Raw genomic sequence first — 18133 nt, forward strand, 5'->3', positions numbered from 1 at the left:
ATCACCTCGGTTGTGCCGGTCAGTTGTACCGGGAGATCACCGCGGAGTAGTCCGCCAGTGACGAACCCGGAGTGCCGTTGTAGAGGTTGGGGTCGAACGCCCACATCAGGCCCTGCAGTCCGCAGCTCTTCATCTGCTGCGCCGCATCGTTCATGACTCCGGGGTAGTAGGGGCTCACATGGTTTCCGGCGCTTTCTCCGCTCAGCAGGGAGAAGTGGTAGTACCGCGCGACCCGACTGATCCAGCGCATCGACGACCAGGTCTCCTGAACGTGGCGGGGTGGGTCCAGCACGTTCACCCGGCGATCGGTGGGGCTGCAGCCATTGTTCTTGGGCTCTCCCGTGCCGTCCACGAGCGAGGTCGGCACGATCTGCACGTTCCGGCGGTCGCGGATCTGGCCCAGGGTCCTGTAGTAACCCACCCCGAGGGCGATCAGCCGGTTCTCGTCCGACTGGTCCAGACGACTGCTGACGGCGCGGCGGTAGTCCTGCGGGAAATAGCCGCTGCCCGGTATCAGGATTTTCAAAAACCCGTGGTAACGCAGCGCCTTGTATGACCTGATCTGCCAGTTCACGGCATCGGAGAGGGCCCGTTGGTACCAGTCGTACCACTGCCGCACCTGGGCTTCGGTGAATGCGTTTCCCCGGTAGGCGCGCTCTCCCGGCTTCCAGTCCGGAAACGGGTTCGCGGGGACGGTCGGTGGCCGCCCCGCCCTCTTCGGACTCTGGGCGTTCTCGTCGAACGCCCAGTAGTAGGTGTGGCCGGGACGATCCGTGTCCCCCGCGGGGTAGGTGAACTCGCCGGTGCCGCTCACGACGACTCGGATCGCCCAGAAGTGTTCCAGCCCGATGTCCCGGGCCACCGCGTTGATGTAGCGCTGAGCCTTCTCCCGCACGGTCTGGCTGAAGACCATGTTGGGGGTTTCCGTGAGGTGATCTCCGTGCTGGTTCACATAGGCGGCTTCGGGATACTTCTCGAAGAGCCAGCTCGGGGCGTGGTTCAGGCCGAGGCTCACCTCCACGAGCGACCCCGACCGCTGGAACCGCCCGAGAGAGCGTTTGACGCTGTCTACGTAGCCAGAGGAGTAGACGCCTTCCCGGGGCTCGTACTGGTCCCAGGAGATCTGCAGATGGGCGACCGCGATGCCCTTGCTCCGCTCCAGGCTCGCCTTGGGAGGACTGGTCTGCAGGGTTCCGAAGTAGTAGCCCTTGTCGTCCTGGGGGACGCGGAAGCACGCCATGATGAGGAAGGCGGCCGCGATGACGCCGAAGTGCTTCCGGTAGAGCGCGGCCCGCCGGACCGCACGGCGGACCGCGCCCCGCCGTGACGCTTTCATGCCACGACCTCCTGGTACAGAAGTTCGTACTGAGCTCGGAAGCGATCGAGCCCGAACCGCTCTTCAACCGTGGCACGTCCACGCCGCGCGAGCATCTCCCAGCACTGCGGTTGCTCGAGGAGCCGGGTCAGCAGCTCGCCCGCTCTCAGCCGGTCCCCGACGGGAGCACGCAGCACCACGTCACCCAGCGCGGCGAACTGCGGAAGGTCGCTGAGGATCACGGGGCGGCCTACGGCCAGCGCCTCCAGCACGATGAAGGGGATGTCGGCCTTCCCGCCGAGCGCCCGGGGAGGGAAGAGGAGAACATCCGTCGCCGACAGCAGCCCCGGCATGTCGGGGACATGGCCGCGGACATCGATCTCCGGAAGCCCTTCCGCGGCTGCCGAAGCCCGCAGCTCCGCCTCCAGCGCGCGCTCGTTCTGCCCCGGCCGGCCTCGCATGGCCAGCACGAGACGGAACCGCGCCCCCGATCGGTACGCCTCCGCAGCGACGGCGATCGCCTCGCGTGCGCCGCCCTGAGGGTCATGGTGACCGGCGAACAGCACGACGGGGGTGCCCCGAGCGCGCGGCCGCCACGGCCAGCGGTCCAACGGGATCGTCGGCGGAATCACTCGGACGTCTCCGAACCCGGCCGCGCGCAGCTGCCCGGCCGTCGACTCCGACAGGGCGACCGTCGTGCCCAGCGGCCGCGCCCGCTCCAGCAGACCGACGTCCATCACCCCGGGCACCGTGTGGATGAGCGGACCACCACCGAGCAGACACCTTCGCAACCGGGAGAACAACGGGTACGTCCCGCCGATCGTCAGGACCGCGTGCACCAGATCCGAGCGGCGGGCAAGGATGCCCCCGGCGCAGGCCGCCTGAAGCCGCTCCGGGACGTGCGGGGCGCCGTCCCGCGACACGATGGGGATGCCCCTGCCGCGTGCCACCCCGGGCGGCCCGTGTGACGGCCACCGCGTGAACCAGAGGAAGTCCCGGTCCGGCATGCTGTCGGCGATCGACGCGGCCAGCTGGGTGTCGGCTCCCGCCCCGCCCTCGCAGGGCCCACTGGTGAAAAGCAGCACCCGGCGCCGCTCCGGCCGGCTACCCACCGCCACCGCCCGCTTTTCCGGCACCCGGAGGCTGCAAGGGCGGCACGGGCAGCAGGTACACGGCAATCGTGCCGTACGTGCGGCCGCGGAAGGAGAACAGGAGGGCACCCTGCTCGGTGAGGCCGTGCACCTGTCGCGGGGTGAACCAGGAATAACCCTGCTCGACCAACCGCCACGGCACGACCATGTACGACACCTTCGCCCTCGCCCGGTCCTGCGGCTTGAGCCATTGGCCGACGCGATAGCGGTCGTCAAGGATCAGGTCCACCGAGCTGCTCGTCGATATGACCGGACTGTTCGCGGGAAGGTGCTCCACCATGTACTGGCGCATCCGTGCGTAGCCGTCGTCCGGCTGCGCCCTGCCCCGTGCGTACGCCACCGACGACCATGTCAGGGCCAGCGCCAGCGCAAGGACCGTTCCGACGACGGGGAAGGAGACACGCCGCCGGCGCTTGGTCCGCCGCTCGCGCAGCTGTACGGCCGCCATCGCCACGATCACCATCGTCGGTATGAGCAGCAAGTACGTCACCTGCTCCTCCAGCGTGCCCTTCAGGACGGCGTAGGCGGTGGCGAAAGCTGCCGACATGTACCAGAGCGCCATGAGACGCTGTGCTGGACCACCGCGACGCAGCAGCATCACCAGCGCCGGGATGCCAAGGGCGAGCAGCACATACGTGGTTCCGAAGTTGGTCAGCTCCTCGACGATGCGCTCGGAGAGGGGTGGCGAGCCACGCGAGTTGAATCCGGTCGCCTGGACCTGGCCCAGCAGCCGTTTGATGCCCAGGGTCTTCACCGTCCAGAACACGTCGAAGTGGCCCGCCGCCACCACGATGCTGACGTAAACCGCGTACGGCACCGTGGCGCAGCCCGCGGCGACCAACGGCAGGGACCGCCGCCGCAGCGGCCAGGCGAACACTGATGCCACGAGCAGCGGCAGCACGGTGATGAGGGCCGCCACGTCCTTCGTCAGGATGGCCAGGCCGAAGAGGAGGCCGCCTGCGGCAGCGCGACGATATGCCCTGACCGGTGGATGCTGTTGCGCCAACGGCAGCAGTACCAGGTAACCCAGCAGCAGCCAGAGCATCATCGACGTCTCTATGAGGACGCGTTGGTTGAGCCGCAGGACGAACGGATCGAGGGCGAAGACCAGGCCCACCGCGATCGCGGCGGACGTGGACTTGGTGAGGCGCGCCACCAGCAGCACCAGCACCACGACGGTGACGCTGGCGAGCAGTGCGTTGAGCAGACGCATCTCGTACACCCCGGAGATGACGTCCGGCCGCCAGCCGAAGAGCCGCTCCCAGGCGCCCTCGAGATAGAAGAAACCGGGCGGGTGCAGGAAGAACAGGTCACCGCTATACCGCGGAAAGCCCCCGGCCTCCACGGAGTGACCGATGTGCCAGTAGTAGACCTCGTCGACCCACACGTCCGCCGAAGGGCCGAATCCGAGCAGTCGCACCAACCCGGTGAGCAGCGCGGCGGTGCCGGCCACCACCCAGAGCCTTCCTATGCCCCACGCCCGGAGTCGCGCCACCGACACCGGAATGGCCTTGCTCACGAGAACCATCATCGCGCACCCCCTGCTGGGCCGTGGCTCACCCGGTCACCGTCCGCGAGCAGGTAGACCTCCGGTACCACGGGGATGACGCCTCCGGGGAAGAGTGCGTCCGCCTGCGAGCGGTACCCGCGCACCAACTCCACCTTGGGGGCGAGCTGCCTTGACCACTCCACCTCCACCAGCGCATTGCGCTCGACGAAGTCGAGGTCGAGGCGGTGTTGCTGGTTGTACGGGAAGTCGCTGTAGTAGACCACTGTCCGGCCACTGAGCTCCGCGGCGGTCCGCACCAGCACGTGGTCCACGTGTCCGCCCACGCCCGAGGGGGCCAGCAGGACCGTATGCGGAGGGGCCGCCAGCTGTTCCAGCGACGCCCGCACTCGGCTCAGCGTGTCGCTGTCGTGCCGGGAGATCCGGCCTGTGGAGATGTGCAGCCGGTAGGTGGGATAGACGTACCAGGACTCGGGCAGCACCCGCCGTAGGCAGCCCGCCCGCCCGCCGGACGCTCCGGGCTTGCGGCGGAACAGGCAGTCGCTCAGCCCCAGGTGACGCCAGTCCACTCCGAGCCGTTCCAGCACTTCGCGGTCCTCCGCGCGCCGGTCCCTGTACAGGAGTTCGGCGTCGGGCTGCCCGACCTGCCTCAGGTACCGTCGCCCGGAGAGGGTGTACGGCGGGGCGCCGGCCTCCGTGAAGAACGTCACCACCCTCACTTTCGTGCGCCCGGCGGCGTGCGACATCAACCCACCGCAGGACAGGACGGCGTCGTCCAGATGCGGGGAGAGCACGACGAGCGGCGTGCCCGCGTCGATCGCGGCGGTCAGTGGATCTGCTGCCATGACCCTGCTCCCTCCCGCTTCGCTCCCCGGGCGGTCACCTCGGCGGTACTCCTGGACGGACCGGGCGGGTCCAGCAGCCGCCGGACGAGTGCCAGGTACTGATCCGTCGTCTGCTCCCACGAGAACCACTGCGCGGTCCGGTACGCCATGCGCCCCAGTCGGTGGCGCATCTGCTCGTCCGCCGCGAGATCGCGCAACTGCCGTGCCAGAGCGTCCACGTCGAAGGCGGGGACAGCGACGTCGCCACCGCCGTCCATCCACCGCAGGGTGGGCAGATCGAAGTGCAGCACCGGCTTGCCGTACGCCATGCTCTCCAGCGCCGCGATGCCGAAGGTCTCGCTGCGGGACGGCAGAACCGTGAAGGCGCAGCCCTCCAGGAAGCGCCGTTTCTCCGTTCCCGTCACCTCACCCACCCAGCGGGCGGCGCCGCCGGTCTCGTCGAGCAGCCCGGCGAGTCTGGTCTCCTCCCCGCGGGCGCCCGCACCGGCCAGCAGCAACGGCATCGACGGCGCGCCGCGGGACTGGGCGGCGAGGAGGAGGTCCAGTCCCTTGACCCAGACGTCCACGCGTCCCAGGAAGGCGATGTAGTTGCCGGTGCCGAACCGCTCGGGGGCGACGAGCGGCCGCTCGACGCCGTTGGGGATCAGGTGGGGAACGGCTTCGGGCGAGTACCGGCGGACGGTTGCGCCATCGATGTCGTTCATGACGACGACGTCCTGGTAGAACCGGAGCCCGAACCGCTCGACCAGGAAGAAGGGAAGGCGGTATTTGCGTGACATGGCAGCGCCGCTGAGTTCCTGGGCCACCCCCACCACCCGGCTTCGTGAGAACAGCGGGAGGAAACTGGTGGAGAAAGGCGGTGTGAAGCCCTCCAGCCACAGGTCGTGGGGCAGTCGGCGGGCCGTCAGCGGCAGCAGCGCGTGGTACAGCAGCTGGCCGAAGCGTGGTCCGGCCCAGCCGAGCGGCAGGAAGCGGTACCGCACACCGTCGCGGGTCTCGGCTCCGCGGTGCCCCGCCACGGTGACGACGGTGACCCGGTGCTCCTCGGCGAGGCGCCGGGCGACCTTGTCCACGAGCACCGCGCCCCCGCCGTGGTAGTGCGGGTTGCGGGTGTCGTCGAAGGTCGAGATCACCACGTGCTTCCTTCCGTCCGCCGTGTCGCCCCGCCGTCCGGCCCCCGTGGCCGGTGTCTCCCGCTCCGTCAGCACCCGCCTCATGGCCTCGGCCGTGACCGCGGCGGGCGGAGCTGCGGCATCCACCACGTGGACGAACGACCGCCGTGCGGCCCAGCGCCGGTAGTGGTCCCGAAGGTCCCCCAAGGAACGGGTCCCGTATTCGCCGTCGCGCTCCGCCAGTACGGCGGGCTCCGCGTCGAGGAGCAGAGTGACCCGGTACGCCTTCATCAGCCAGCTGAAGACGGCCGCCAGGCCGGAGCCGGGTGCGGGGTCGAACTTCGCCAGACCGTCGAGCGGACCGCGATCGGTCACGACCGCGGTCGGCCGTCCCCGAGCCGTCATACGTACCCGTCCGGTCGCCCCCGCCAGGCGGAGGGCGAGTTCCGCCGCGTCCACCCAGCCGTGAAGCCGACCGACCCACGTGCCGAGGCCCGAGGCGATCGACCTGGGCTTCCCGGGGGAGGCGGTGAAACGGGACCGGACGCGCTGGGGCAGTCGACGGCACACGACGCAGCCGTAGCAGTACTGGGCCGCAGCCGCGTACCCGTGATCACGCAGATCCGTCGTCATACGACCGACCAGGGACGACTTCCCGGCGCCGTCCGGCCCGGACACACAGATCAGCAGGGGGCGCTGTTTCATGACAGGAGCATCCTTCGCCTCTTGGCGACGACGAGCGGTACCCGCAGGGCCGCCTCTCGCGCCGCGACCCGAGCACGTCCGTGGCGCAGGAGGTGCACTGCGTGCACCGCACCCACCTGCAAGGACATGCCCACCGGGAGGGGCACCGGCAGTCTGAGCGGCATGCCCTCGTCCAGCCGACGCATCGCCCCGGCCGCCACGGCCAGGGCCCGGTCGACCCCGGCCGCCCATCCTTCGCGGGCCGCCTCGTGCCGGGCCTCGGCCACGATGCCCGGCGCCAGCAGCTTCCGTATCGCGAACAGCTCCGACAGATCGAAGGTGAGGTTCTGGAACAGGCCGTGCGCAAGCCAGATGCGCAACTCGTCGGGCGGGCACGGCACCAGCCATGGCCCCCCGGACGGGACGGCGCGCTCGAAGAGCCGGTGGGTGGGCAGCACCGGCACGCCGAACCACGACACCGCGGTGTGCAGATGGGCCGCCGGGCCGCTGCGCGGTTCCAGCAGCACCTTCGTCGAACGCTCCAGCCAGTACGTCGAACGGTCGAGGTACCAGCCCTCAAGGGCGTTGCACGCGGCCTCCCAGCGCCCGTCGGGCACCACGAGGTCGAAGTTGCCGTATACGTAGTCACCGGCCAGGTCCGCCTTGATGAGCACCGTGGGGATGCCGGCCGCGAACAGACGGCCGGTCACCTCCGTCAGGTTCTCCCGGAACAGCTCGTTCGCGTTGTCCACCTCGGCCACGACGTCCGCCAGTTGCAGCGGATACGCGCGTGCGAGGCGGCCCTCCACCTGGTTGTCGCGGGCGAGCCCCAGCGCGTGACGCAGCGCGGCGTCACCGGCCGGCCGGGCGTCGCCACGCCAGACGGCCCGCACGAGCAGGCGGTCGGGTCGCTCCTCTGCGCCCGGGGTGTAGGTGTTCGTGAGGTCGGTTCGCGTAGGCGCCATGGCTCCGCCCGTTCGGTCGGTGGTCGTCTCTGGAAGGCCGGCGGACGGATCCGCCGATGAGTGCCCGACGGTGACCTCGGTCTGGTCCTCCGCGGGGTCCGGCGCACCCGGCCGGCGCAGGAACCGCTCGACGGCCCGTATTCCGACGGCAGTCGCGGCGATCAGCCACACCAGCGGGAACGGGCGCAGCACCACCAGCACCGCCACGAGCACGAGCGGCTCCAGCAGGGGCGTGCCCCTCAGGAAGACCGTGCCCTGGCGGTGGACGAGCCGGCCCAGCAGCAGGGCGAGTGCACCTGCGGCGCCCAGTGCCCCGCCGACGGCGATGCCCCGGACGCCGTCGATGTGCCAGCCCGCGAGGATCGCGAGCGTGTAACCCACGAGTCCGGCTATCTGCCAGCGTGCGCAGGCGTAGTCGTCCACGGCCTGGGAGAAGGTGACGGCCAGATTGACCGCTCCGACGGTGAAACCCGTGAGCGCGGTGAAGACCATCAAGGTGCTCATCATGCTGTAGTCGGCCGGGAAGACGGTGCTCAGCACGGAACCCGGCACGGTGGCGAGCAGCGCCGTGAGTGGCAGGGCCCCGAGGACGTACATTCGTACGGCGCTGGCGCTGAGCCGACTGCCGGCCCGCCGTCGGGACAGGGCGGGGAAGAACGCCAAGGACACCGCGCTGGCCACGAACAGCGGAACCCGGGAGAGGGTGACGCTCGCCTGGAAACTCGCCGCTTCCGAGGGGTCGGTGGGCAGCATCGTCACCAGCACCACGTCAACCGCCGCCATGAGCGCCACCAGTCCCTGGAGCCGGGCGATGCCGAGCGCCCGCCGCCACAGGTCCCGGTTGGCCGACGCGCTGCGCCAGGGCCGGCCGCTGCCGTGCGGCAGGGACGGCCACCACAGCAGGAGCGGCAGCGCGCCGATCCCGAAGGCCGCCAGCGCGCCGCTGTCGCCCAGTCCGAGGGCCACGACCAGGAACACCCCGGCCGCCATCTTCACCAGGACCTCGGCCACGTGCAGCAGCGACAGCGTCCGCATCCGCTCCTCGCCCTGGAGCCAGCCCGCGGTCACCGTCGTCACATAGATCAGGACCGTGCTCAGCGCCAGCGCCAGCGTCGTGGCGGACCCGGCGAACCGAGTGGTGACGGCGGCGACGACGCTGCCCATGACGAGGCCGCCGCAGGTGCTCGTGATGACCGCGAAACGGCCCGCATCGCCCCGCTCGGCGTCCGACCGGGCACGGGCCAGTGCCTGCGCCAGCACCCACGGCACCGTCACCGTCGCCACGGTGGCCGCGCTCAGCAGCAGCCACTGCCCGGCGACGAACCGCGCGTAGGAGCCGACGTCCAGCAGCCTGGTCAGGACGAGGGCGTACCCGTAGTTCACGGCGCCCACGGCGAGGGCCGCCCCGGTGAACCAGCGGGCGCCGTGTACGGCCTTCACCACGTCCGGGCGGCTGGCCGGACGGTGCATCGTCGCGGAACGCGGGGCACTCATGCGGGCTCCCGCCGGTCCCGGGCAGCGGGCTGGTCGGTGGTCGGCCACGGCCGGACGTCCTCATCGGGGCTGTCCGTCTCCGGCGCGACGAGTTCCTCGCGCCGGTGCGCCAGCCGGAAGGCCGCGTCGGGCACCCCGAGCCGTCGCAGCGCCTGGAACGCGCGCAACTCGTCGCAGCCGTGCAGCAGCAACTGGAAGGCGTCGCCCTGGCGGGTCCACCGGTCGGTCTCCCGCAGCAGGGTCTTCAGGGTGCGTTCGACGTGGTCGCCGTTCGGGGACCGGAACGAGGTGAGGACCGTCAGGTCGCTGTCCCGTCGGCGCGACCTGCGGTGCCGACGCACGCGCCCGGCCTCTTCGAGGATCACCTGGGCGAGCCGCTCGGCGCTGTCGTCCCACGAGAACCGCGCGCTCCAGGCGCGGCAGCGCCGGTCGGCCCGGTCGCGGGCATCGGCGTCGGACAGTTCGGTGAGGGCCGTGGCGAGCGCGTCGGACAGCGGCCCGCCGTCGGGGACCAGCCAGCCGTTGTGGCCCTGGCTGACGGCGTCGCGCAGTCCTGGGACGTCGAAGGCGACCGCGGGGGTGCCCATGGAATTGGCCTCGATCACGGTCAGGCCCCAGCCCTCGGCGACGGAGGGCACCACGGTCAGCCACGCGCCGCCGAGCAGGGCCCGCTTGCGCTCCTCGGTGACATGGCCGTGGAAGGTGACGGTCGAGTCGAGGCCGAGCCGGCGGGCGAGTGCGCGCAGGTCGGGCAGTTCACCGCCGTCGCCCGCGAGATCCACCCGCAGGCCGGGCCACCGTTCGCGGAGTGCGGGCAGGGCCCGCAGCAGGAGGTCCACGCGCTTTTGCGGGGTCATCCGGGTGACGACGGCGATGGTCGGTGCGGCGGCCCGGACGACCGGGACGGTCGACGGGCTCGGGCTGCCGTTGGGCACCAGATAGACGGGGTTGCGGAAACCGAGTTCGGCGCGGACCCCTTCCCGTGTGGAGGGGGAGACGGCGACGATGGCGTGCCCGCGGTACACCAGGCGGCTGATCTGCTTCTCCAGCAGTCGCCCGACGGCGTTCATGGGCCACCGGAAGAACAGGTCGAACTGCTTCTGGTGGATGTGGTGGATGACGCACACGTCCGCGGTCCAGCGGGGTGTGAACAGGGGGGAGAAGAACGGTATGCCGTTCTGGAAGTCGACCACGGCGTCGTAGGTGTGCCGGTTCCCGAGCAGGTGCCGGGCCGCGGCGGGGTAGACGCCGTAGGTGCCGCCGTCGCGCAGCACGCGCACACCGTCGGTCCACTCGACGTGCTTGGAGCCCGGGAAGCGCGCGGTGAAGAGGGTCACCCGCGCGCCGGACCGGGCCAGCCGCCTGGCGATCTCGAAGCAGTACGCCTCCGCTCCGCCGGCCTGGGGGTGGGCAGGATCTCGCCAGTTGAGGAACAGCACGTTGGTCCGGGCGAGGTGCTCGAGTGCATTCATGACGTGTCACCGTGAGAGGGAGATGCGCAGCACGTCCGCCATGGAGCGGATGCCGTCGTGTCGGGCGGAGAACGTCGATCCGGGCATGTCCGTCCAGGCGACCGGGACCTCGACGACCGTGCCGCCGGCCCGCACGATCCGGGCGAGCAACTCCACGTCGAAGGCGAACCCGTCGACGCGGCAGCGGGCCGCCACTTCCCGGGCGAGCCGCCCGTCGAAGAACTTGAAGCCGCACTGGGTGTCGGCGATGTCCGGCAGGGTCAGACGGGTGAGCCGCCGGAACATCCAGCCGCCGCACCGGCGCATCGCCGACTCCTCGACCTCGAATCGGGAACCGTCGACGTGCCGTGAGGCGATCACCGCGGCGCAGCCCTGCCGCAGCAGGGGCAGCACCTTGTCGAGGGTCTCGACCGGGGTCGCGTTGTCGGCGTCGAGGAAGCCGACGTAACGGGCCGTCGAGGTGACGATGCCCCGCCGTACGGCGGCACCCTTACCGGGCTCGCTGCACCCGATGACATGGACCGGGGTGCCGGGGCTGTCGAAGCGCTCAGGGACGTCGTTCGTGCAGTCCACGGAGTTGTTGTCGACCACGACGACGGCCGACGACCAGACCTGCCCCCGGAGGTAGCCCACCGTCGTCGCGATGGTGCGGGGCAGACGGCGCTCCTCGTTGACGGCGGGGATGACGATCTCGAGTTCGACCGGGGGGCGCCTGAGACACGGGGGAATCCCCTCGCAGATGTGCACGGGAGTTCACCTCCGTCGCGAGCCGGCGGCGCGGGCGCGTCGCCGTACGTTTACGACGTATACGAGCATCTTGTGCCGATTCGTGCTGAAGCGTCAAGTCGAGGTGGATGCGGGTTGACGGGCACTCCCGCCCGGGCGACGATGTATGTATACGCCGTAAACCACGACGGCGTCCGTCGCGGGTGGCGGAGGACGGTGATCATGAGCGTACCGATCGAGGACTTTGCCCTCCTCAGCGATCTCCAGACCGCAACCATGGTCGGCCGCAACGGCTCCGTCGACTGGCTGTGCCTGCCCCGCTTCGACTCGCCGGCCTGTCTGGCCGCACTGCTGGGCGACAGCGGCAACGGCCGTTGGCGCGTCGCTCCCGCGGACCCCGGTGCCGACCGCTGCGTGCGGCGCGCCTACCGGCAGGACACGCTGGTGCTGGACTCCTGGTGGGGGACCGGGGACGGCGCCGTCCGCGTCACCGACTTCATGCCGCCGCGCACCCAGCTGCCCTGCCTCGTCCGCGTGATCGAGGGACTGTCCGGTGCCGTGCGGATGCGCAGCGATCTGCGGCTGCGCTTCCACCAGGGCAGGGTCGTGCCGTGGGTGCGCGACGCCGGGCACTGCACCGTGGCGGTCGCCGGGCCGGACGCCGTCTGGCTCGGCGCCGACGGGCAGGTCACAGCGCTCGGCGACACCGACGCCACCGTGTGGGAGTTCACCGTGCCCGCCGGACGGCGGCTGGCGCTGACGCTGGCCTGGTCACCGTCCCACCGGCCCGATCCGCCGGCACCCCTGTCCGTGCCGGCGGAGACGGCCATGAAGGAGACCGTCGACTTCTGGCGTCGCTGGGCCGGCCAGTGCCGCTACCAGGGACCGTGGCGGGACGCCGTGGTGCGCTCACTGATCACTCTCAAGGCCCTCACCTACGCCCCCACCGGCGGCATCGTCGCCGCGCCCACCACCTCACTGCCCGGCCGCATCGGCGGCGACCATAACTGGGACCACCGCTACTGCTGGCTGCGCGACTCCACCCTCACCCTGTCCTGCCTGCTGCGCAGCGGCTACCGGGAGGAGGCCACCGCCTGGCTGGACTGGCTCGTGCGGGCCATCGCCGGCGACCCCGCCCAGTTGCAGGCCGTGTACGGCGTCGGCGGCCAGCGCCTGCTGCCCGAGACCGAGGCACCCTGGCTCCCGGGCTACGAGGGATCCCGGCCGGTGCGGTTCGGGAACTCCGCGGTCGGCCAGTTCCAGCTCGACGTCTACGGCGAGGTGCTGGACACGCTCTCCCTGTCCCTGCGGGCGGGCATCCCCATGCCCGCGCACGTGTGGGACCTGGTGGAGGCGCTCATGGGCTGTCTGCTCCGGCACTGGCGGGAGCCCGACCAGGGACTGTGGCAGGTGCGCGGCCCGCGGCGCCAGTTCGTGCACTCCAAGGTCATGGCCTGGGTGGCCGCCGACCGCGCCGTACGGATGGGGGAGCTCCTCGGCCGCAACGGCTCCTCGGCCGAATGGCGTGCCATGCGGGACGAGGTGCGCCGGCAGGTGCTGAGCGAGGGCTGGGACGCCGGACAGCACTCGTTCGTTCAGGCCTACGGGTCACCGGACCTGGACGCCTCCAGTCTGCTGATGCCCCGCCTGGGTTTCCTGCCGCCTTCGGACCCCCGGGTGCGCGGCACGGTACGGGCGATGAGTCATCTGGACCACGGCGGCTTCCTGCGGCGCTGCTCGCGCGACGGCGACGGCGACGGATCGGACGGCGCGTCCGGCGGAGAGGGCGCGTTCGTGGCGTGCTCCCTGTGGTACGCCGCCGGCCTCTCGGCCGACGGCCGCACCGAGCACGCCCGCGAGGTCTTCGAACGCGTCCTCGCCGTCCGCAACGATGTCGGGCTGCTTGCCGAGCAGTGGGATCCGCAGACCGGACGCCAGCTGGGCAACGCCCCGCAGGCGTTCAGTCATCTCGCGCTGGCGGAGACGGCGTTCGCCCTGTCCGCCGCACCGCCGCGCCGGGGCCGTCCCAGGCACCTGTCCTGACGGTCCCTCCCAGCCCCCCGTCCACGGGGTTGCCCATGGGGCCCCTGTGGACGGGGTTGCCCATGGGGCCCGTCACCGGACGTCCGAGTGGAAAGGGTCGCCGTAGTGCCGCCGAAGCGCGACCGCGCTCTGTTCCACCGTCATGGGCCGCGCGAACAGGTAGCCCTGCCCGAACCGGCAGCCCATGGCCGTCAGCAGGTCCCGCTGCCGGCGTTGCTCGATGCCCTCGGCGATGATCTGCAGCCCGAGCGTCCTGGCGAGAGACACGATCCCCCGCACGAGTGCCGCCTGCCGGGGGTCCCGCGGGATGTCGTCGATGTACGTCTTGTCGATCTTGAGGATGTCGACGGGGAAGTCGCGCAGGTAGCGCAGCGAGGAGAAGCCGGTCCCGAAATCGTCGACGGCGATGCGCACGCCCAGTTCCTTCAACGACCGGAGGACCTGGTCGAGCCGGTCGTCCCGGCGCACGAGCACCGACTCGGTGAGTTCCAGCTGGAGCGAGCCGGGGGCGAGACCCGGTGTGGCGACGGCCCTTCTCACCTCGTCCAGGAACCCGATGTCCTGCCATTGACGCCCGGAGACGTTGACACTGATGTACGGTGCCGCGCCCCCGTCGGCGGATTGCTGGACGCGGGCCATGTCAGCGGCGGCCTTGCGCAGCACCCAGGCGCCCAGGGGCCTGATGTGGCCGGTCTCCTCGGCGAGCGGGATGAACCGCACCGGCGAGACCAGCCCGCACCGGGCCTGCGGCCAGCGCACCAGCGCTTCGAAGCCGATGACCTGGCCGCCGGCGATGTCCACCACGGGCTGGTAGCGCAGGGCGAACTCCTCCCTGGCGATCGCACGGTCCAGCCGCGCGTGCAGGTCGTGCCGCTCGGCCCCCCGGACGCGCAGTCTCGGCACGAAACGGCGCCATTGCCGGTTCCCGGCGGACTTGGCCGCATAGACGGCCAGTCCGGCGCACGTCAGCAGTTCTTCGGCGTCGGCGCTGTCCAGCGCGGTGGCCACCCCCACGCCCGCGGAGACGTGGACCGGCCCTTCGGGCAGTTCGAAGGGCCGGTCCAGCACCTGGATCACCTGCTCGGCGAGGAGTTCCGCGTCGAGGGGCTGCCGGGCCTCCTCCATCAGCACCGCGAACTCGTCACCGCTCAGCCTGGCCACGGTGTCGGTGCGCCGCAGCGTCTCCGACAGCCGCGCGCCCACCGCCTTCAGGATCCGGTCGCCGGCCGCGTGCCCCAGGGTCTCGTTGACGGTCCTGAAATCGTCCAGATCGATGAGGAGGACGCAGGCCAGGGAGGACTCCCGGCGGTCGCGCAGCAAGGCCCTGCCGATGCGCTCCAGCAGCAGGGTGCGGTTGGGCAGGCCGGTGACGGGATCGTGCAAGGCCCGGTGCGAGAGTTCGTGCCGCACCTTCCGCTGCTCGGTCACGTCCCGCAGAGTGACGACGAGACCTCCGACGCTCTCGTCCGTCCGCAGGTCGCGGCAGTGCGCCTCCGCCTCGACGAGACCGCCCCGCCCCGCCACCCTCCAGTGGTCGTGGACGTCCCGGCCCGGACCGCCGTCCAGGGCGGCCAGTGTCCTGTCGACGCGCTGCCGGTCCTGGGGGTCGATGAGGTCCCGCAGTGCGTTCCCGGCCACCTCGGGGCGGCCGAACAGGGCCCGCGCCGAGGGGCTGGCGTAGCGGACGGTGGAGTCGTCGCCGACGACCAGGACGACGTCCGAGGTGCTGCTCAGGAGTGTGCGGAAGTACGCCTCACCCGCCGCGTGCGGATCCTTCGCCCGCGGTGGCGTGCGCGGCACCCGCTCATGGGCCGAGCCCTTGGGGTGGGCCGCGGCCACGCCCGCCAGCCGCAGGACCACGAGCAGGAAGAGGACACAGGCGAGGGCGGCCGGTACCGCCGCGCCGCGGATCCGGTCCGCCTGTCGCTCGACGAGCAGGAACGCGGGCGGCACCAGCGTGGCCAGGGCGAGCAGGACGAGCCGGACCCGGGGCCCCGGGAGGGGCCGCGGCGGCGGCCGGGGCGTCGCCGGCCCGGTCATGGACGGATCCAGCGCGGCCGCCCCCCACGCCGTGCACAGGAGGATCCAGCCGAAGCCGGGCAGGGCGCCTGAGGGCATTCCGCCGTCGAGCAGCAGAATTCCTGCGGCGAGGTCGAAGAGGAGCAGTGCCACCGTGCCCAGGACGAGCAACCCCGCGGCGCGGTCGCGGCCGGACAGCGGTCTCGGGGGCAGGAGCCGGGCCAGTATCGCCAGCAGCATCATGTCGCCCAGCGGGTACGCGAGGGCGAGGGCACGCTGCTGCCAGGTCAGACCTCCCCGCGTGGCGAGCGGTTCCACCAGGTGGATCCATCCCACCAGGGCCAGTCCCGTGGTGACCATCAGCGCGTCGAGCAGGCCGGGCAGGGCACGCCCTCCCCGGCGGTACCGGACGAGACCGAACGCCCCCAGGGCGAGAAGCGGGTAGGCGACGAGGCCGAAGGCGTCCACCGGTGACGGAGCCGGTCCGGAGACCTGGACGTACGCCCCCTGCACATGGGCCCGAGTGCCGCCGACGGCGACCACGGTCAGCCCGGCGGCGAGCGTCAGCCAGGGCCATCGGTGACCGGGCCGGTGGGTGCGGACCCCGAGGACGACGGCCACCGCCCCGGCCAGGACGACGACCGCCCACAGTGGCTGCCGCAGACCGGGCCAGGCCAGATACAGACAGCAGGCTGCCCCGGTCAGCGCGATGTGGGCGGCCATCAGCCTGTGGACCGACGGCATGGCACACGCCTCCTCTGGTCGGTCGGTGAAGCCCGGAACAGCCGTGTACGCGGGTGGCCCTCAGCCCGGGGCGGCGTTCGAGGTCATGGCCGGTCCGCGGTCAGGTCGGATCGGATCACTCAGTACTCCTTCAGCTTGGGGCGATGCGGCGAGTTCGCGTAACCGTGCGGATGAAGCCTGTGAAACCGCCAGGCGTCCCGGCATATCGCGTCCAGGTCCCGGGTGGGGCGCCAGTGCAGGTCGCGTGCGGCGGCGCGCGCGTCGGCGACGAACTCTGCCACGTCACCGAGGCGTCGCGGGCCGACCTCGTACGGGATGTTCCGGCCGGTCGTGCGGGAGAACTGGGTGAGGACGTCGAGGACCGAACTCCCTTCGCCGCTGCCGAGGTTGTACACCCGCATGCCGGACTGGTCGCCGAGCCGGTCCAGCGCCACCCGGAGCGCTTCGACGGTGTCCATGACGTGCACGTAGTCGCGGATCGCGGTCCCGTCGGGCGTCGGGTAGTCGTTGCCGAACACGCGAAGCCGTTCCTGCTGCCCCGAGGCCACCTGGGCCAGCGACGGCACCAATTTGCCCGGCGGGTCGTGCGGGGCCTCGCCGAGCAGCCCGCTGGGGTGGGCGCCGACCGGGTTGAAGTAGCGCAGGGACATCACGGCGTACTCGGGCCGGCGGTCGCACACGTCGGCCAGGATCTGCTCGCAGACCCACTTGGAGGCGGCGAAGGGGTTGGTCGGCCGGGCGGGCGCCGACTCGTCGAGCGGCCCGTGCGCCGCATCACCGTATATCGAACAGGTGGACGAGAAGATGAGCCGGTGCACCTCGTGCTCCTGCATGGTGCGCAGCAGGGACGTGGTGCCGGCGATATTGGTGTCGTAGTACTCCAGGGGCATCCGCGCCGACCGGCTGACCGACTTCAGGGCGGCGAAGTGCACGACGGCGTCCACGGCGTGCCGGTGGAACACCGCCGACAGGGCTCGCCGGTCACGGATGTCCAGTTCGTACACAGCTCCCACGAAGCGTCCGGCGACCCGCTGCACCCGTGTGAAGACCTGCGGCGTGCTGTTGGAGTAGTCGTCGACGACGATCAACTCGTAGCCATGGTCGAGGAGTTCGGCGCAGGCGTGACTGCCGATGAAACCGGCTCCGCCGGTGATCAGGATGGTGGACGGTGCACTCATGAGCCAGGCCTCTGGGACGCCGTACGTTTACGGTGTATATGTACGACTCTGCCTCCGACCCCCGAGTGCGGTCAAGGCCGGACCAGCAACTGGAAGTCGAACGTATACAGCGAGGCCCGGTAGACGTGCGTTCCGTACTCGACCGGGCTCCCCCTGTCGTCGTACGCCGTGCGCTGCATCGTCAGCAGCGCCGCGCCCTGCTGCTCGTCCAGGCGGGACGCCTCCTGTGCCGTGGCCGCCCGGGCGCCGACGGTCTGACGGGCGCTGTGCAGGGTGATGCCCGCCGAACGCAGCATGCGGTACAGGCCGGTCGCCTCCAGGCGGGTGGTGTCGAAGGCCGGCAGGGACGCCGGCAGGTAGTTGCGGAGCAGGGCTACCGGCCGGCCGTGGGTGCGGCGCAGCCGGTCGAGGACGGTGACCTCGCCGCCCTCCGGCACTCCGAGGGCGGCGGCCACGTCGCAGGAGGCCGGGACGAGCTCGTTGCGCACGACCTCCGTGGCCGGCCTCTGCCCGGCCGCCTCCAGGTCGTCGTAGAGACTGCTCAGTTCCAGGGGGCGCCGCACCTGGCTGTGCACCACCTGCGTGCCCACCCCGCGCCGCCGGACCAGCAGCCCCTTGTCGACGAGGGACTGGATGGCCTGGCGGACGGTGGGGCGCGACAGACCGAGCCGCACGGACAGGTCGACCTCGTTGCCCAGGAGGTTCCCGGGGGCGAGGACCCCGCGCTCGATCGCCGCCTCCAGCTGCTGCGCGAGCTGGTGGTAGAGCGGCACGGGACTGCCCCTGTCCAGGGCGAAGTCCAGCGGGCCGAGCGCCGGGGCGGCCGTGCTGCGGGCCGCCCGGCCACCGGTCTTCGCCATGGACGAACCCCCCTCGGG

At 71.2% G+C, this 18133-nt stretch carries 12 protein-coding genes; 1 reads left to right on the forward strand and 11 read right to left on the reverse strand.

What is annotated here, in order from left to right; all coding sequences use genetic code 11:
- Positions 1–19: 19 nt before the first annotated feature.
- From ACFZDI_RS06840 to ACFZDI_RS06875, 8 genes are read right to left on the reverse strand one after another with little or no spacing between them, the layout of a single operon-like run.
- Complete coding sequence (locus ACFZDI_RS06840; protein ID WP_391248282.1) at positions 20–1336, reverse strand: beta-galactosidase; 1317 nt, start codon at positions 1334–1336, stop codon at positions 20–22.
- On the reverse strand, positions 1333–2433 hold the full coding sequence (locus ACFZDI_RS06845) for a glycosyltransferase (protein ID WP_391248284.1): 1101 nt from the start codon (positions 2431–2433) through the stop codon (positions 1333–1335). The genes ACFZDI_RS06840 and ACFZDI_RS06845 overlap by 4 nt, the downstream gene beginning before the upstream one ends.
- Complete coding sequence (locus ACFZDI_RS06850; RefSeq protein ID WP_391248286.1) at positions 2420–3985, reverse strand: phospholipid carrier-dependent glycosyltransferase; 1566 nt, start codon at positions 3983–3985, stop codon at positions 2420–2422. Before ACFZDI_RS06850 ends, ACFZDI_RS06845 begins: the two co-directional genes overlap by 14 nt.
- Before the next feature lie 8 nt (positions 3986–3993).
- A complete protein-coding gene (locus ACFZDI_RS06855; RefSeq protein WP_391248287.1) occupies positions 3994–4818 on the reverse strand; it encodes a PIG-L family deacetylase in 825 nt (274 codons plus the stop codon).
- A complete protein-coding gene (locus tag ACFZDI_RS06860) occupies positions 4800–6635 on the reverse strand; it encodes a glycosyltransferase (protein ID WP_391248289.1) in 1836 nt (611 codons plus the stop codon). Before ACFZDI_RS06860 ends, ACFZDI_RS06855 begins: the two co-directional genes overlap by 19 nt.
- On the reverse strand, positions 6632–9073 hold the full coding sequence (locus tag ACFZDI_RS06865; protein ID WP_391248291.1) for a lipopolysaccharide biosynthesis protein: 2442 nt from the start codon (positions 9071–9073) through the stop codon (positions 6632–6634). Before ACFZDI_RS06865 ends, ACFZDI_RS06860 begins: the two co-directional genes overlap by 4 nt.
- Complete coding sequence (locus tag ACFZDI_RS06870) at positions 9070–10545, reverse strand: glycosyltransferase (protein WP_391248294.1); 1476 nt, start codon at positions 10543–10545, stop codon at positions 9070–9072. Before ACFZDI_RS06870 ends, ACFZDI_RS06865 begins: the two co-directional genes overlap by 4 nt.
- Before the next feature lie 6 nt (positions 10546–10551).
- Positions 10552–11292 (reverse strand): glycosyltransferase, encoded by a 741-nt coding sequence (locus tag ACFZDI_RS06875; protein ID WP_234845429.1) that lies wholly within the window; start codon positions 11290–11292, stop codon positions 10552–10554.
- Positions 11293–11493: 201 nt separating this feature from the next.
- On the opposite strand from ACFZDI_RS06875, the gene ACFZDI_RS06880 reads away from it, so the two are divergent.
- Positions 11494–13314, forward strand: coding sequence for a glycoside hydrolase family 15 protein (locus ACFZDI_RS06880; RefSeq protein WP_391248297.1), 1821 nt, complete (start codon positions 11494–11496; stop codon positions 13312–13314).
- Between the two features lie 72 nt (positions 13315–13386).
- Here ACFZDI_RS06880 and ACFZDI_RS06885 read toward each other — a convergent pair whose 3' ends face one another.
- The 3 genes from ACFZDI_RS06885 to ACFZDI_RS06895 all read right to left on the reverse strand — a co-directional run bounded on the left by ACFZDI_RS06885 (position 13387) and on the right by ACFZDI_RS06895 (position 18115).
- The gene (locus tag ACFZDI_RS06885; RefSeq protein ID WP_391248299.1) at positions 13387–16077 is read right to left on the reverse strand and encodes an EAL domain-containing protein; all 2691 of its coding nucleotides are present in this window, start codon (positions 16075–16077) and stop codon (positions 13387–13389) included.
- A 119-nt stretch (positions 16078–16196) separates the two neighbouring features.
- Positions 16197–17255 (reverse strand): UDP-glucose 4-epimerase GalE, encoded by a 1059-nt coding sequence (galE, locus tag ACFZDI_RS06890; protein ID WP_391248301.1) that lies wholly within the window; start codon positions 17253–17255, stop codon positions 16197–16199.
- Between the two features lie 71 nt (positions 17256–17326).
- The gene (locus ACFZDI_RS06895) at positions 17327–18115 is read right to left on the reverse strand and encodes a UTRA domain-containing protein (protein ID WP_391248303.1); all 789 of its coding nucleotides are present in this window, start codon (positions 18113–18115) and stop codon (positions 17327–17329) included.
- Positions 18116–18133: the final 18 nt, after the last annotated feature.

Source organism: Streptomyces sp. NPDC007907 (assembly GCF_042959365.1).
Lineage (GTDB): Bacteria > Actinomycetota > Actinomycetes > Streptomycetales > Streptomycetaceae > Streptomyces > Streptomyces indiaensis.

Excerpts from the sequence above, each read along its gene's own strand:
- ACFZDI_RS06870 (WP_391248294.1), bottom strand. The coding sequence starts at position 10,545 with ATGAATGCACTCGAGCACCTCGCCCGGACCAACGTGCTGTTCCTCAAC.
- ACFZDI_RS06865 (WP_391248291.1), bottom strand. The coding sequence starts at position 9,073 with ATGAGTGCCCCGCGTTCCGCGACGATGCACCGTCCGGCCAGCCGCCCG.
- galE (WP_391248301.1), bottom strand. The coding sequence starts at position 17,255 with ATGAGTGCACCGTCCACCATCCTGATCACCGGCGGAGCCGGTTTCATC.
- ACFZDI_RS06885 (WP_391248299.1), bottom strand. The coding sequence starts at position 16,077 with ATGCCGTCGGTCCACAGGCTGATGGCCGCCCACATCGCGCTGACCGGG.
- ACFZDI_RS06880 (WP_391248297.1), top strand. The coding sequence starts at position 11,494 with ATGAGCGTACCGATCGAGGACTTTGCCCTCCTCAGCGATCTCCAGACC.
- ACFZDI_RS06855 (WP_391248287.1), bottom strand. The coding sequence starts at position 4,818 with ATGGCAGCAGATCCACTGACCGCCGCGATCGACGCGGGCACGCCGCTC.
- ACFZDI_RS06840 (WP_391248282.1), bottom strand. The coding sequence starts at position 1,336 with ATGAAAGCGTCACGGCGGGGCGCGGTCCGCCGTGCGGTCCGGCGGGCC.
- ACFZDI_RS06860 (WP_391248289.1), bottom strand. The coding sequence starts at position 6,635 with ATGAAACAGCGCCCCCTGCTGATCTGTGTGTCCGGGCCGGACGGCGCC.
- ACFZDI_RS06895 (WP_391248303.1), bottom strand. The coding sequence starts at position 18,115 with ATGGCGAAGACCGGTGGCCGGGCGGCCCGCAGCACGGCCGCCCCGGCG.